This is a genomic window from Metallosphaera javensis (ex Sakai et al. 2022) (genome assembly GCA_021654415.1).
In the GTDB taxonomy this organism is placed as follows: domain Archaea; phylum Thermoproteota; class Thermoprotei_A; order Sulfolobales; family Sulfolobaceae; genus Metallosphaera; species Metallosphaera javensis.
The window spans coordinates 2,450,164-2,464,819 of sequence record AP024487.1; the positions used below are offsets into that span (position 1 = coordinate 2,450,164).

Annotated in this window: 10 protein-coding genes; 7 read left to right on the forward strand and 3 right to left on the reverse strand. The window is 44.9% G+C overall.

Features of this window, described 5'->3' with window-relative positions; genetic code table 11:
• The first annotated feature begins 305 nt into the window (after positions 1–305).
• From QVC96_RS13775 to QVC96_RS13790, 4 genes are all read left to right on the forward strand, one after another.
• Entirely contained in the window at positions 306–2,525 is a 2,220-nt protein-coding gene (locus QVC96_RS13775) for a peptide transporter (RefSeq protein WP_287689573.1), read from the forward strand.
• A gap of 150 nt (positions 2,526–2,675) precedes the next feature.
• The gene (gene slaA / locus QVC96_RS13780) at positions 2,676–6,713 is read left to right on the forward strand and encodes an S-layer protein SlaA (RefSeq protein WP_287689574.1); all 4,038 of its coding nucleotides are present in this window, start codon (positions 2,676–2,678) and stop codon (positions 6,711–6,713) included.
• A 34-nt stretch (positions 6,714–6,747) separates the two neighbouring features.
• On the forward strand, positions 6,748–7,998 hold the full coding sequence (gene slaB, locus QVC96_RS13785; protein ID WP_287689575.1) for an S-layer protein SlaB: 1,251 nt from the start codon (positions 6,748–6,750) through the stop codon (positions 7,996–7,998).
• Between the two features lie 380 nt (positions 7,999–8,378).
• Positions 8,379–9,623 (forward strand): glycosyltransferase, encoded by a 1,245-nt coding sequence (locus QVC96_RS13790; RefSeq protein WP_287689576.1) that lies wholly within the window; start codon positions 8,379–8,381, stop codon positions 9,621–9,623.
• A 378-nt stretch (positions 9,624–10,001) separates the two neighbouring features.
• On the opposite strand, the gene QVC96_RS13795 is transcribed toward QVC96_RS13790, so the two are convergent.
• Positions 10,002–10,538: an IS630 family transposase gene (locus QVC96_RS13795; protein WP_287688805.1), complete on the reverse strand. Its 537-nt coding sequence runs from the start codon at positions 10,536–10,538 to the stop codon at positions 10,002–10,004.
• On the reverse strand, positions 10,510–10,998 hold the full coding sequence (locus tag QVC96_RS13800; RefSeq protein WP_238027283.1) for a helix-turn-helix domain-containing protein: 489 nt from the start codon (positions 10,996–10,998) through the stop codon (positions 10,510–10,512). Before QVC96_RS13800 ends, QVC96_RS13795 begins: the two co-directional genes overlap by 29 nt.
• A gap of 45 nt (positions 10,999–11,043) precedes the next feature.
• Between QVC96_RS13800 and QVC96_RS13805 the strand changes: the two genes are divergently transcribed.
• Positions 11,044–12,030: a transposase gene (locus QVC96_RS13805; protein WP_425597960.1), complete on the forward strand. Its 987-nt coding sequence runs from the start codon at positions 11,044–11,046 to the stop codon at positions 12,028–12,030.
• Positions 12,031–12,192: 162 nt separating this feature from the next.
• Here the strand turns inward: QVC96_RS13805 and QVC96_RS13810 are convergent, their stop codons facing one another.
• Entirely contained in the window at positions 12,193–13,230 is a 1,038-nt protein-coding gene (locus tag QVC96_RS13810; RefSeq protein ID WP_238027328.1) for a glycosyltransferase family 2 protein, read from the reverse strand.
• Positions 13,231–13,382: 152 nt separating this feature from the next.
• On the opposite strand from QVC96_RS13810, the gene QVC96_RS13815 reads away from it, so the two are divergent.
• Positions 13,383–13,514 carry a hypothetical protein gene (locus tag QVC96_RS13815; RefSeq protein WP_255776321.1) on the forward strand — a complete coding sequence of 44 codons (132 nt, stop codon included), beginning with the start codon at positions 13,383–13,385 and terminating at the stop codon, positions 13,512–13,514.
• 818 nt (positions 13,515–14,332) lie between these two features.
• Positions 14,333–14,605, forward strand: coding sequence for a hypothetical protein (locus QVC96_RS13820; RefSeq protein WP_238027327.1), 273 nt, complete (start codon positions 14,333–14,335; stop codon positions 14,603–14,605).
• Positions 14,606–14,656 lie beyond the last annotated feature (51 nt).

Here is a 14,656-nt window from a genome sequence, read left to right on the forward strand (position 1 = left end):
CTCGTTCAGAAACCTGGCAGAAGGTTGAAGGGAGGTGAGGGTGTGGAGAGCGCGTGGATCAGTCGAGTGCGTCTTGTTGCGAGGTGGAGCACCTGTGAAAGGACCTCATGTCCAGTTTTTATCAAGCGATGTGTTCCAGTATATTAACCAAGTTTTCTGAACTGAATATCCCCTAAACGTCTCCAGCCCCGCGAGGAGGTCCCCATCAAGGGCCTAGTTGGGTTCAATGCATATCACCTAGTAGGTAGGGCCAACATTCACCAATCTGGATTAAGCTTAATTATATCCCATTCGCTATTCCCGTAATGGCTCTCAAGGAAGTTTCCAACGTTCTCAGGAAGACAACCCTTGTGGACATGATCGTGGTGCTGGGTATCTCCATCATCTCCATTGCCATTCGCGGACTTAGCGCCACCTATCCCCTTTCAATAAACGGCTTTGATTCCTGGTACCTCTTCTACAATGCAGTGCTGATTGCCCAGGCCCACGGGAACTGGTACGCCGTACCCCCTGACGTCCACGCCTGGTTCCCATCAGGTTACTTCATCGAGCTTGGTGATACCATAGGCCTCCCCTTCATTTCCGCGCTTCTCGCCCTCCCCTTCTACTCCTCCTTTGGGGTTAACTCAGTTTACACCGTTGTCCTCTTTCTGGATATGGCCCTGGCGGGGCTCGGGGTTGTGGCCACCTACCTCGCCGTGGACGGACTCACCAAGAGCAGGGTAGGCGCAATAGTGGGAGCCCTGGTCATTGCGGTATCCCCAGCCTTAACATACAAGAACCTGGTCGGAGGGCTCCCCAAGACCTCCTGGGGAGGGGTGTTTGTGCTCTTCTCCATTTACCTGTTGAACCTCGCCATAGAGAGGAAGAAACCGTGGTATGGTGCACTTGCGTCTATACCCCTGTTCCTAGCTGAGATATCATGGGGAGGTTACACCTACATTGACATCAGCCTTCTCGCTGCCGCTTTCCTGGTTATTCTTCTCAATAGAAATAACGACGTTACTGTCAAGTCGTTCACCCTGATGGGTGTGCTGACCGCGTTCCTGACGTCCTTTGCTCCCAACAACATTGGATTTTTGTCAGGGGCAGCTCACGGTTTATCCCTCCTTCTGGTCTCTCTCCTCCTATTCGTGGAGCTTTACCTTAGGAAGATCTTGCCCAAGGAGAGCTCGCTGACCAGGTCGCTGTTGCTGACGTCCTTCCTGGTCCTGATTTTCGTGCTGGCCATAGGCGGTCTCTCAGCTCTCAGGGCCACCCCAATTCCCTCCAGATATTACGCCATCGTGGACCCCTTCTACCAGTTCACAGTACCCATTGACAGGACGGTGGCGGAGTACATACCGCAGTCCTTGACAGCCATGCTTACTGACTTCGGAGTTGCCATATTCCTGTCCATCGTGGGCATGTATTACTTCCTGAGGGAGGGGAACCTTGCGGGTATATGGCTCCTCGTGCTGGGCGTGGCGAGCATTTACGGAACGTCAGAGCAGCCCTATCTCTTCAACTACACCGTGTACATGGTTGCGCCCCTGGCAGGTGCCGGTGTATATTTCGTGGTGAACAAGCTGAGGGAGGCCAGGGTGAGGGTTGCGCCCATCCTCCTGCTGGCTGTGGTGGGCATATCTCTTGTGGCCGACGCAGGTTCCGCTATCATGGCCAGCAACACACCCAACGCCATAATAACGTCCGCGTCTCCCTACCCGGTGCCCAACTACGCCTGGATTAACACGCTGGACTGGCTCAGGACACAGACCTCACCTCACGCCTTCGTTCTGAGCTGGTGGGACTACGGTTACTGGATTGAGATTGTGGGTAATAAGACCGTGATTGATGAGAACAACACCCTGAACGATACCCAGATCAAGTTGATGGCGGAGATCTTCCTGAACAACGAGACCTTCGCTGCCCAGGTTCTGGAGAGGGACTTCCACGTTTATCCTTACGGAAACCCCAACTACACCATACCCACGTATATTGTGGCATACGACGCGGTCACCATTTACAGGGGACAGGAGGCGTTCCTTGGTTACCCCACTAACCTGGGAGGACAATTCCTGGGTTACACCTCCAGTCTCGGTGATATAGGGAAGGCCATGGGAGCCATGACCGTGATCGCTGGCTATCCTGTGAATGATTACGTGAACATCACGCTTTTGAACCAGACTGAGACGCAGATCGCCAGCGAATTCTCATCAGATCCCACACTTGCTCAGGAACTTGTTGGGCTGGTGAGCAATTCCTTCCCGTTTGCGTGGACACATAGGGCGTATCAGTCGCTGATCGTGAACATGTTCGTAGAGGGATTGCAGAGCCAGGGATATCCCGTGATTGCCCCATTCAGTACACAAATTACAGCCTCAGGGGTTAGCCTAGGTACTCCCCTGCCCCAGGTTAGGATGGAGTATTTCCAACCAGTGCAGATATCCATGGATCCTCTCTACGGAAATGGTGAGTACCAGGTCTATATCATGGTGGTAGTGTATCAGTTCGTTCAACCTGGATCTGTAGTTCTTGAAAATTAACTTACTCTTTTCCTCACTAGAGGATTTCTTCACAACTTTTCCACCTGTCCATTAGCTCTAGATTCTGCAAATATCTTCTCAACGCGTGTATACCACTGTAGTCAATTGTTTTTTATATTATTCCGTATTAGGGGTCATTCAGTGAAATGTATGAATGCAATACGATATGTCTCTATCCTCCTCGTGGTTTTAATGGGGGGGTCGTTCATTTCAGGGATATTCCCATTAGCCCAGCCATACTCTACAGTATCTGGAGTAACTATAGCTGCTAACAGTTACTGGATCGGCCCTGATCAGGTTATCTTGGTATCAGTTTACAATCCAAATGTGCCACAGACAGGAACAGGTGCCAAGTATGTTCTTGGAAACTTATCAATAACTGGAACTATTAATGGAGTTGCTACTACTCTTAATTTGACATCGTTGGATGGATCAGTTTACTATGTCGAAAATGGACAGCACTTCTTCTGGTTCTTTATCGCCATACCAACTGGTACTACGTCATCAGGTCAAGCAGCCTACATTCCTAGTAATTATGTTACTCTTACAAATTCTTACCTAACCAAGTCAGGTAATCAGTGGTATTTCAAGTTGCCCAGTAATTTACCATTTAGTTTAGTGAACAGTACCAACACTATAGGTAAAAATGGTGAGGCTAAAGTGGCTAACCTTGCTGCTTTTAGTGGTTCAAAAACAATTCAGGTTAAGTATTCAACTGGTGCCAGTGTGACCCTCCAGAACTATTTGGTACAAATGAGTTCTTATACTCCAGGTCTTGTTTCAGTGCCAACGCAGGCACCTCTTAATTCCACTTGGGAGATGCTATTTAATAGCAGCGTGATGCAAGCAGATCCCCTGGTAGGGAATAATGGAGGATTTACTGTAACGCATACTGAGGTGTATGGTGTAGGATATGTACATAGTTCCTCAACAACAAACTATACCTTTGTTAATGTGACCTATCCTGCTATTTTGACCGGTAAATATGTTAATGTCACAGTGACAGATAATCCAATACCTAATGCTCTAGCTCTGTTCGGCTATGGAGGGGTATATAATGGGAACCTAACTGTGTGGGCTTCCTCTGTTGTTACTAATAGTAGCTTCGCCATTATTGCCAATGCTAACACTACATTACCATCAAATGCAACCTACAAAGACTATTACAACCTGACCGTAAGAGATCACTACTTTACCCCCAACACACCTATAGAAATAACAGTTGAGGATTATTTGAACGACTCAAATAATGTTATGTTAACTGGAACGATAAAAGAGACAACTCCTCAATCCTTCAGCGTTTCTACAACGTCTTCTGCAACGTTAGCGGTAAACGCCTTTGACAACATCTCGAACTTCAGTACTTCTAAGCAAATAATGGCAGGAATATCCTTAGTAGGTCAATCAGGGAAGTCATATTATAGCACATTTGTTATGTTAAACGAGTCTGCACCCGGTTCAGGTGTTTTCCAGGCAACGGTAAAGTTAACCATCAACAAGACCGTGAGCATACAAGAGTCGTCGTCATATACCATAACGATCTATCTTCCGCCCTACGACTTCAGCAATACAACTATTCTTGTGAATGCAACAAACGATGTGGGTGCATCATTCTACTATCTAGGCTCCACTATGCCGAGAGTCTTAACTACACCATCTAAGATAACTCCGGAGACGGCAGAGTTGGTGCCAGAGGGTACAGTCACACTAGGTAATGTAACTCCTGTAATACAATTTGCGTACAACGAGTTCTATTTAGCGCTAGGTACAGCTACCACATTAGTTGTTAGCGGTAATAATATCCTATACAGTAATGCCTTGGTCGCCACGGATAGTGTAACCGCAGTTCTTCCTAACGGCACACCTATTACAGGGAATCTTAACAGTCTAGGTATCACACGTTTATCATCCGCAAATGGTAACGGAACATTCCTAGTTATCATTCCCAGCACTCTCATACATAAATTCCTTAAGTTGAATTTCATACCCTCAAACACCGAGCTGACGTTCAAGATATATGATGAATTTACGGCACAGACCCTGAGCGTGACCTACAAGTTCACAACAGTTGCGCCAGTTATAGCGGTGGAGACTCCCACCTCAACCTCATTCTCCTCTGCAGAAACTGCATATCTTCCACCACTTCCCTACAACGTAATTCCGGAGAAGCACTATATCTCAGTTCACGTCACCGATACTCTGTATGCTCAAAGCGTTCCATCTTCTTCTCTTGAAGCTAACCTAACAATAATAGTGGAGAAGCCCAACGGATATTCAGTAGGATACACTACCACGTTTGTCTCTGAGACTGCAGCAAATAGTGGTCTCTTCACTACTCAGCTGTACTATACAGTAGTTAGTAACAAATATGGTTATTGGTTTGAAATTAATGGCCAAAATATCACCAACTTAAAGAATGTTGTGAATGGAGGCATAATTGTATTTAAGTACGTGTCTCCGTCTTCACAATCTACTGTAAATGCTACAGTCATACTTAAACCTTCACCCTTCACATTGACTGTCAGTCAATCAACTGCCAACCCAGGTCAATACGTTAATGTTTCCGTAAGCAGTCCTGGACTAGTGGAAGCAAATAATATGAAGTTTACTGGGTCCCTAACAATTTACGCACAATTTGCATCCTGGGCTGGACCTGGTAGTCAACCCAACATTAATGTGTCTCCAGTAACCCTTAAGGAAGTATCACCTGGATCTCCAGTATTCGGAGGAACCATAGTGTTAGGTAATTCTAGCGTAGTCTCGTCTGGCAACCTTACCTCCATAATTACCTCTCCTGGCGAAACAGTTGCTCCTGGATCCGTTGTCCTTGTAAATGCTAACGCCACCATAGGCCCAACCAGTACCTCCAGTCCCACTCCATACTACCAGCAGCAGTCCATATCCATAAATGTTGAAAGCGTAAATGTGAGCATACTGAACCCATCCCCAGCGTCTCCCTTCGCTACTCTGGAGATTGAGCTTCAGTCTCCACTGTTTAACCTGCTGACTCATCCAGCTGCAGGGAACTATACAACCGCGGGAGCTAGTCATAAAATATTAGAGGGCATAATCTCGACAATCACAACTCAGCAATCCCAACAGCTAGTTACCTCGACTCAGCTCGTAACATCTTCGAACACGTCCTTCTACTACAATAATACCATATGGGTCATAAAGACACCCATGACCTTATGGAATGGTACACCAGGAAGTTATGGAATACCCATAGCGGTTAATCTGACTGATCTACTTACGGTCACTCATAACGTATACGCAATCCATGTAGTTGAAGTGCCCAATGTAAGAACTGGTACAGTTTCTCTAGTATCCGCCTATGCTGTTCCAAGCGTATCCAGTCAAGTAGCTCAGTTGCAAATTAATGGTCTGGTACCTCCTGTCATCTCGGTGTTCTTCAACGGCAATAACATAACTCAGTCACCAAGCGGCGCCGTTCCATTCCCCAACACAACTGCAGGTGAACTGGTCAACATTACCGTATATGCACCGGATGCTGTGAATAACCCCCACATTCCTGGCGCAGGAACAACATTTAATGTTACTATCATAAACACCGCAAATGGTGAAACTACCACACTAACGTTAACCCAGATGACCAAGATAGTGAGTGGTGTGGCAATTTCAACTCCGTACTACACAGGATTGTTGAAGGTTGTTGAACCCACTGTATACAGACCAGGAACTCCGGGCGAAATATCGGCTTCTTCGGGAGTAGTTAACAAGGTCTTAGTTAACATGAATTTGGTTGAGGGAAGCTACTACAATACCCAAGGACTATTGCAACAGTTGAGGATGAAGGCCAGCTCCTACTTCTATGTAGGAGTCATAAAGTTGAGTGTGTTAGTATCTCACTTCACGATACTGAGTAATGGTACTCCCGTGACCAGCATGCAAGTAGGGAAGTCCTATAGCCTGTTGTTCAACGTGACTAACAACGGTAATGTGAATGAGACCATATACGGTACTGTGGAAGTTCTACTTAACAATACTCCGGTACAACCCGAGACCATTGCACAGATTAGTCTTGCACCAGGACAGAGCACTCAGCTGGGTATACTGTTCACACCCACAATGCCGGGTAACTACACTATAACCTTCATACCGTTCCAGAATAACCTGTTAAGCATACCCTACAACCCAGGACTGACCGAGGTTGTCACGGCAAGTTAATTTTTTCCTTGTTTATAGTAAAGGGTGATTAATCATGAAGTATAATCTTCTTCCCTTGATTCTTTTATCCTTTCTGGTAGTTCCATTATTATCTATGGGATCAGCGCCTGCAATAACAGTAACTACTCAGCCAGTATATCATCCTGGACAGACAGTATTTATCTCTGGTGTGACTTCTCCTAACACTCAGGTGGGTGTCACCATATATAATCCTCAGGGAAAGGCAGTTTACTCTAACGTAACGACCAGCGGATCTAACGGTGATTATTCACTGAAGGCCTTCACGTTCCCCACACAGCAGAGCTCAACATTTCCGTTTGGAACCTACACTGTCCAGGTTGGAACGTCTACGGGATTCACCAACTCCACAACTTTCCAGTTCCTACCCTTGACTGCTACTGTTAACGTGTTAGTGGTTAACCCACAGGGTGTTCCAGTTCAGGGCGTCACAGTTACTGCGGATAGTGTAACTGCCACAACTAACGCCTCAGGACAGGCGGTCTTGAACTTGCCTACAGGAACCTATACCTTAAAGGTAGTTCCTCCATCTCCTTACTCCGCTACCAGTGAGAACATTACTGTGACAGCACCCAACACCTACTCATTCAAGATAACAGTGCAGGTTCAGGAGCTAGCCTTGCAGGTTGTTAGCGCCACTTCGCCTAACGTGAACCTCAAGGATCTCACAAGCGGAACCGGCATAACCATGACTGGAGGTACCACACTAACCTTAATGAGTACGGTGACATTCGCGGGCCAGCCCGTCAGCACTGCCACTGTAACTGCCATGTACAATGGCACGATGTACAATGCAACCTACATGAACGGTTACTACGTGATTACCATCTCGGTTCCCAATGTTCAGTATGAGACTGATCTAGTTATTCAGGCCACCTACTCCGGAATGCAGTCTAACACTATCACTCTACCTTTGACAGTGAACGTTAACGAGCAAGCTCTAATTGCAAGTCTCAACTCCACCATTCAGACCCTAGAGTCTCAATTAAGCTCCCTAAGCAATACCGTGTCCAGCCTAAGTAGTTCAGTGTCAAGTCTAAGCGGCACAGTCTCAAGCTTAAGTCACACCGTATCTACGTTAAATGGAACGGTGGCAAGTCTTCAGGGTTCCGTCTCCACTCTATCCAGCGAATACAATACGCTCAACAGCAGAGTTAATGCACTTTCGGGTCTATCTGGAACTGTAGATATTGCACTGGCTGTGAGCATTATAGCAATTATTATCTCGATTGTGGTTCTAATACTTGTCTTTAGAAAGATAAGCTAACCTTTTTTTAAACCACTTTTCCTCTATATGATGTTTAGGTTCAATTTTGTTTATGTTTGTTGATGTTAAGCCCTTTTTGGATTATATGATAAATATATTTATTGAGATCTAATAGCTAATCAAGATTTTTATCTTGAAAAAGTTCTTATTGATTAATCTTTATTCATTATTTGGTTGTAGGAGTTGTAGGCGATGTTAAGACACATGATCTCTTGAATGTAATCACAGATAGAAGATGTGATAATGTTTTATAACTTAATGTATGTTAAATATTGTGAAATCTCTAATCGATCCTGCTATGATTAAGTTTTCCTAACGCTTATTCACTCAATAGGGTTTACCAGATTTAGTTTAATATTTTGTTGTATAGATCTCATTCCATGAAACTTGGTGTTATTACATTTTCCCTTACTAACATAAGTGAAGGAGGAGCTGAGCGTCATATTAGGGAATTCATAAAAAGAGCTAGGAGCGAATTTGAAATTTATCTCTTTCCTACACTAAACACGTATCTTCAAATACATAATGATGAAGATCGAAGCCGTTTGATAAACAAAGTTAAAGAGTTAGAAAAGGAGGGCATCATGTTAACCTCACAATTTCAATACCTTGTCGATAGAACTATTACTAGTAGAGAATATCTTTGGAATTTCCTTGATTTTAGGTTGTTAAAGGAAATAAGCAAACTCTACAGCGCCGAGCTGATGATGATGGATTATCTCTTTGCGCCGAACTTCGTGTCACCCGATGTAGCTGTTATGGCAAAGTTGACTGGTAAAAAATATGGAATTCTAATCAATGGATATATTGCTCCTCTCCATATGGGTACCCTTTCATACTCAAGATATAAGTCCAGAATAGGCCAGGAGGGTTTTGTTAGATCTCTCCCAAAAAACATTCTTATTTCTAATTACTGGGAGAAGGCTATAAAAATAATGAGAGCCAATCCACCAGACTTTGTAGCGGGAGTAAACAAAGTAGCAATAGAGGGAGTAGTAGGTAGTTTACCCACAAATCATATAATATTAGATCCAGGATTTGCAATCGAGCAGACGGTAACAAAGTATCGGAGAGAGAAGAAGGACGATTACGCACTATTCGTCTCGGCTAGGTTGGAGCCAAGCAAAGGAATATTTGATCTTGTAAAGATAATGAGGAGACTGAGAGACAATAGGATCAATCTAAAGATTATGGGTAGGTTCAAATCTGATTTTAACAAGTTTAATAATCTTGCCAAAAAATATGGGGTTCTAGATAAAATAGAATATTTAGGATTCCTTGAGGGAGAGGAGAAATACAAGATTATTAGCTCAGCCAAAGTTATGGTTTATCCATCTCATGACGATACTAATGCGCTGGTGATATTGGAATCTCTAGCCGTAAATACCCCAGTAATAGCATATGCCATACCCGGTATAAGATACGCCTATGACGGTGTTCCAGGAGTTACCTTGGTTAGGGAATTTGACTACGAAGCTATGGCTAATGAGTTACGCAGAGCAATGAGTGCTAAGGGTCTGGTGGGCAATAGCAAGCTAGAAAAATTCATTTTACATCATAGTTCATGGGAAAGAGTTACAGAGCAGGAAATCAACCTTATACTCAGACATTGTTGTGGTCATTAATTTCGATTCTATCGGGAAAATGTAATGCATAGGGCCGTCTAAAATGAAGCTTAAGTCTGAGTACATTTAATGCTTGAACCGAAAAATAACTTTACATCTCTAGCCGAATTATACAAGAAATCCTTTTACCATAACATCGCTGATAATATCACCAAATATCTATAGAGAACCGATGAATCCATAACATGGGCGATTCAGGTTTCCATTGCGAATTGTAATTAGTTAATCTACGTGGGATGATCAAAATCAATCTATCATTTTTCAGTAATACTTTAAGGGGGCCGAACACGATGTCATACCATGAGCAAACTAACTATCGAACCCGCGTACCAACTCCAGGAGGAGTTGGTACACATCGTTAGTACTTTGTGGAAGTTTTTATCCATTGTTTTCTACCTCTATTTCATCTAAATCCAGATATTGGACCACATCAAGATTAAACTGATCGTGATGTTCCTCGAAGAACCTCCTCACCTCCTCCCTTGCCTCTTCCACGTTGTTGAAGAACCTGTTCGCAAGGTGGAACTTCAGGTCCTTGAAGATCCTCTCCACAGGGTTTAGCTCTGGCGAGTACTTTGGGGTGAAAACGGGTCTCACTCCCCTTCTCCTGAACAGGTCCAGGATAGCCCCCGTCTTGTGGGAGGAGTGGTTGTCAAGGACGAGGTACTTGGTCTCCCTGCCCCACTTCCTCTCCATCCTGTAAACGAAGCTCTTCATGTTCTTGCTGGAGAGGGAGTTGTAGAGGGCGTACAGCACCTTCCTTGAAATGGCGTCAAGGGCGAGGAAGACGTAGAAGTGCTGGAAGCCCAGGTTCACCCTGATCCTGGGCCTGGAACCCCTCCTGGCGAGGCACCTCCTCACCGTGGTGCCCACCACCACCCTTGTCTCATCGAAGAACGCTATCCTGCGTCCCATCAGTTCCTTCACTTTTTTTAAAATCGCGGTGCTTCTCCACCTCGGCCCTGGCGTTCACCGGCCTGGGCGTCACGAAACCGTACCCCAGCTGGTGCACTACCCTGTAAAGGTGATACCTATTGTAAACTATCCCCCTCTTCCTCAGCTCAGCGTTCAGCGCCCTCATGGTCCACCCCTCCAGGTTGTATCCCAGCTCCCTGGGACTTGTCTCCAGCACCTTCTTCACCTCCTCGCTGGAGTACTTCCTGGGCCTACCCGACCTTGGCCTATCCCTCAACGCTCCGACCCCTCCCCTCTTGTACTTCGCGACCCACTTCTTCACCGTTGAGTACGAAACCCCGAGGACCTCGGCCACCCTGTACTCCCTGAACCCGTCCACGAGGTACATCTTCACCCCCAGTATTCTCTGCCTTATCCTAGCATTCTTTTCCTCCCTGTAAGCCTTCTCTAATTCCTCCACATTCTATATTAGTAATACCAAGATAAAAACTTTACCTAAGTACTAGTGTTCGACCCCGTATTTCCTAAGCACTGGCTCATAAATAAACCTGTTGAGGAGGTGGAGGAGCTAGCGATGAGGGAGGTGGAGGAGGTAAGCCCGAGGTACGCGAGGGGGAAGAGGCTGAAGAGGAGGGGATACGCGAGGTACAGGTTCCTAACTGGTTTCTCGGTGGTGATGGAGGGCAGGAGGATTGAGTACAGGCTCAGGTGGATGAGCGTGAGGTTGCCCGTGATGTACGACGGGAAGGGGAGGGTGAGGACGGGGGTTGAGAGGGAGTTGCTGAGGGAGGAGGAAGATGTGCTCAGGAAGCTGCTCACGTTCTACTCAGTGCTGGGAGGGAAGATGAACGCGAGGCTCTGGACCCCTGAGCTTGAGGTTGAGGGAGACTTCCAGTACGTGATAGCTGACGGGAAGTGGGTCAAGCTCAGGGGAGGGAAGGGAGTCCTCCTGGTGACAGGCGTCACGCGCGAGGGTAGGAAGGCTGTGCTGGACTTCCTCCTGGCTAAGGAGGAGGACGCGAGGAGTTACTGGAGGCTTTTTGCAAGGGTGTGGAGGAAGTTCAACTTCAAGCTCGTGGTTGCGGACATGGTCAGGTCCGTGGACTCCGCGCTTGAGCTCTCGGGAATAGACGCGAAGAGGCAGCTCTGCCTCAACCACGTCAAGAGGCGCTTAGACCGCGACGAAAGGAAGGAGGTCGACCTCCTCGTGTCTGGCCTGCTCGCCGAGTTACCTGACAGGATCAAGGAACTGGTGGAACGCGGTCTCCTCTCCTTCACCTCCCTTCCTCAAGAACTTCAGCGCCTCCTCTCCACCAACAACCTGGTGGAGTCCTTCAACTCCCTGGTGGAGAGGAGGAGGTTCGGCAAGTGCCACACGCCCCACAGGCTAACCCAGATCGTCTGGGCCATCGCCGATAACTACAACATTTTGGATAATTTTTTACAAGAATTGAATAATATTCATATACTTTTCGTTTTCTTTACGATCTAGACGTTTCCACTCAATTAATCCTACATTGAATAATGAGAAATGAAGGAACTAGAATTCAATTCGCAATGAAGACCTGAATGGCCCCATAACATTATCTAAGGTATCATATTTCATTAACAGCTAGGCAGATTAAACCTTAGGAGGAATTATTATTCAGTTATTTTATGCCTCCAGTAAAGATAAATATCCCTTTTTATGACGTTCGAAACTTTTCTTGATAAACTGTTCACGTATTGGCCAAGGCATCTTAGAAATAAAGGGATAGAATTTATTATACCAATGTTTTAAGGGGTAGTCTTGAAATCCAATTACCCATCTGATCATATCCATTAGTCCAAGCTTGCATCTTTCATCGATTTTATCTTTGTTAAATATATTATAGTATATCTTATGGAAAATAGATGCTCCCATAATAAAATTTGCCAAATCAGTATCCTTTAACATCTGATTATAATTAAGATAATCTACACAAAAGTGAAATGAGTACATTCTTTTATGTTGAATGAAATTTTCCAGATTAGCTATATTTTTACTGAGAGATGTCAGGGACATTCTAAAGTCTCCTAAGTTTTTTTCACTATAATACATATTATATTTAGATTTATAGGATGCAAATATATAGAATGAGTCTGGAGAGAAGTTTACCTGACGTAGGAAGTTCACATTATCGAGCAATATATCTCTCAGGATACTAACCGTTGAAGACGTGTATCTGGCTTTTGATCCTTGCTGCCATGCCTTGAAAAACTTTTCTTTCCTATCAGGAAGGCCCTTATTAATATACACACTTTTGTATCCAATATTGGATAAGGGATTATGATCTCCTTTTTCATTTATAATATGTAATGGATGAGACATAAATCCAAGGCTTTTATCTTGAGAAAAAGTTTCCAGGACTATTTCCAGTTTGTCTGCGTGGAAAAGATCATCATCCTCAAGTAGGGAAATAATATTACCCTTTGCCTTCATAACTCCATCGACTATTTTTGGGCCAATTGGTTTCTCCCAGTTCTCGATGAAAGTTATTCTTTCTTTATTCAAGAATTCTAGTATTTCCTTATTTTGTAACTTTCCAACCACTATAATTTCATATTTGTCATTATCAATCGTTTGGTTCAATACGCTGTTTAACGCATCCTTTAAGAATTTATCCCTCTCATATACAGTAATGATGACAGAAATAACAGGTAAGTTATTCACAAACAGGATTTTAATCTAAAGTTATTAAGCCTGGCGTTGGGTGAGATATCTTAAATAGTGCACGCGATTATTATAGTTAGGGTTTTCTTGAAATCGACGTGAAACTCTTCCCAGTTAAAAATCTTTTGGGATGCTAATACAAATTTTGAATAATGAACTTGGAGAGACGGCTGAGGAGGTTGAAGGAGGCGTCAATGTACGAGAGGGATCTGTGGTACGCGATGTTCAAGGAACTGAAGATCAGGGCTGACGTGTTAAGGAAGCTCTTAGTTGCCATGCTGTAGCAGGTGAGCCTGAAGGGCAGGTTGGAGCTCACGGGGCTCACGAGAGACTGTCCGGAGTACATAAAATTCGGCTTATTTGACAATAGTACATAATATTAATCAGTCATATCAATATATTAATCAGTCATATCAATCTCACACCTTAGAAAAGGATTAAATAATTTTATACAATTTATATCTAAGAGTAAATCTTAATACGTCATTAACACTTCACCCTGACCCTTCGCGTCCTGGGACGTCAGGGGAACTGCACTGCCCGCAGGTGAGGAGGAGTCCTCCTCTGGATGGAGAGGAAGTGGACCATGTTGTACGTGATGGCTATCACGTAGACGAAGGCCTCGTTCCTGGCCTTGCTCTCGCGTAGGGTCTCCGGTGTGCCTCTAAGTATCGAGAGACTGTCCGGACTGAGAAAAATTCAACGAGAAGCCATTGAGTTTCTAGGTTTTTCGCGGAATTAGAGCAAAGCTTTAGTTTAAGGTGCCAGGAATAACGTAAAGTCACTGGGGCCTTCCATGGAATTAAGGTGACTACTTAATTCAACTTATTTATCTATACTTTTCTATCGAAATAAGCCGAATTTTGTGCGTTCCGGATACTCTCTCGAAGCGCTCCACGTAGGGACAAAGATATTTCCGGAGACCGCGGGGGTGTAGGAAAATACCGTGTTCCTTGAAACTCCCTGTTCACATGCTTAAGCCCCTTCTTGGACAGCCTCTTACGTCTGGGAAGTTGGCGAACTCAACCTCAAGATGGACGTATATCTTCTACCGGGAACGGACATCACCACGTAGTGGTTGGATAACTTGGGTGTTCATGGTATGATATCCGTTCTCCCCACTCAAATATTACTCCATAATTCTACAAAAATTCTATCATCTCCAGATAATTTCTCATTGAATTTTTCTCAATCCGGACACTCTCCGAGGGTATTTTTTCTCTACCGACTGTCCATATCCCCTGAGGAGATAATCACGACATGGGAGAACAGATGGGACACGGAGGTCATGATAAGGGAGGTTAAGGCTCTGGGACTGGAGAACGGATCGTTCAAGACGTGGAGGAGGAACATAGGGTACGTCAAGCTGATTTAGATCACGCTGAACTTCCTCCTGAGTTTGAGGTGTAGCCTAGGCGTGAGCCTT

Bases quoted from the DNA above. Each gene is read 5' to 3' on its own strand.
- QVC96_RS13775 (WP_287689573.1), top strand. From the start codon at position 306: ATGGCTCTCAAGGAAGTTTCCAACGTTCTCAGGAAGACAACCCTTGTG.
- slaA (WP_287689574.1), top strand. From the start codon at position 2,676: ATGAATGCAATACGATATGTCTCTATCCTCCTCGTGGTTTTAATGGGG.
- slaB (WP_287689575.1), top strand. From the start codon at position 6,748: ATGAAGTATAATCTTCTTCCCTTGATTCTTTTATCCTTTCTGGTAGTT.
- QVC96_RS13790 (WP_287689576.1), top strand. From the start codon at position 8,379: ATGAAACTTGGTGTTATTACATTTTCCCTTACTAACATAAGTGAAGGA.
- QVC96_RS13795 (WP_287688805.1), bottom strand. From the start codon at position 10,538: ATGGGACGCAGGATAGCGTTCTTCGATGAGACAAGGGTGGTGGTGGGC.
- QVC96_RS13815 (WP_255776321.1), top strand. From the start codon at position 13,383: ATGAACTTGGAGAGACGGCTGAGGAGGTTGAAGGAGGCGTCAATGTAC.
- QVC96_RS13820 (WP_238027327.1), top strand. From the start codon at position 14,333: ATGATATCCGTTCTCCCCACTCAAATATTACTCCATAATTCTACAAAA.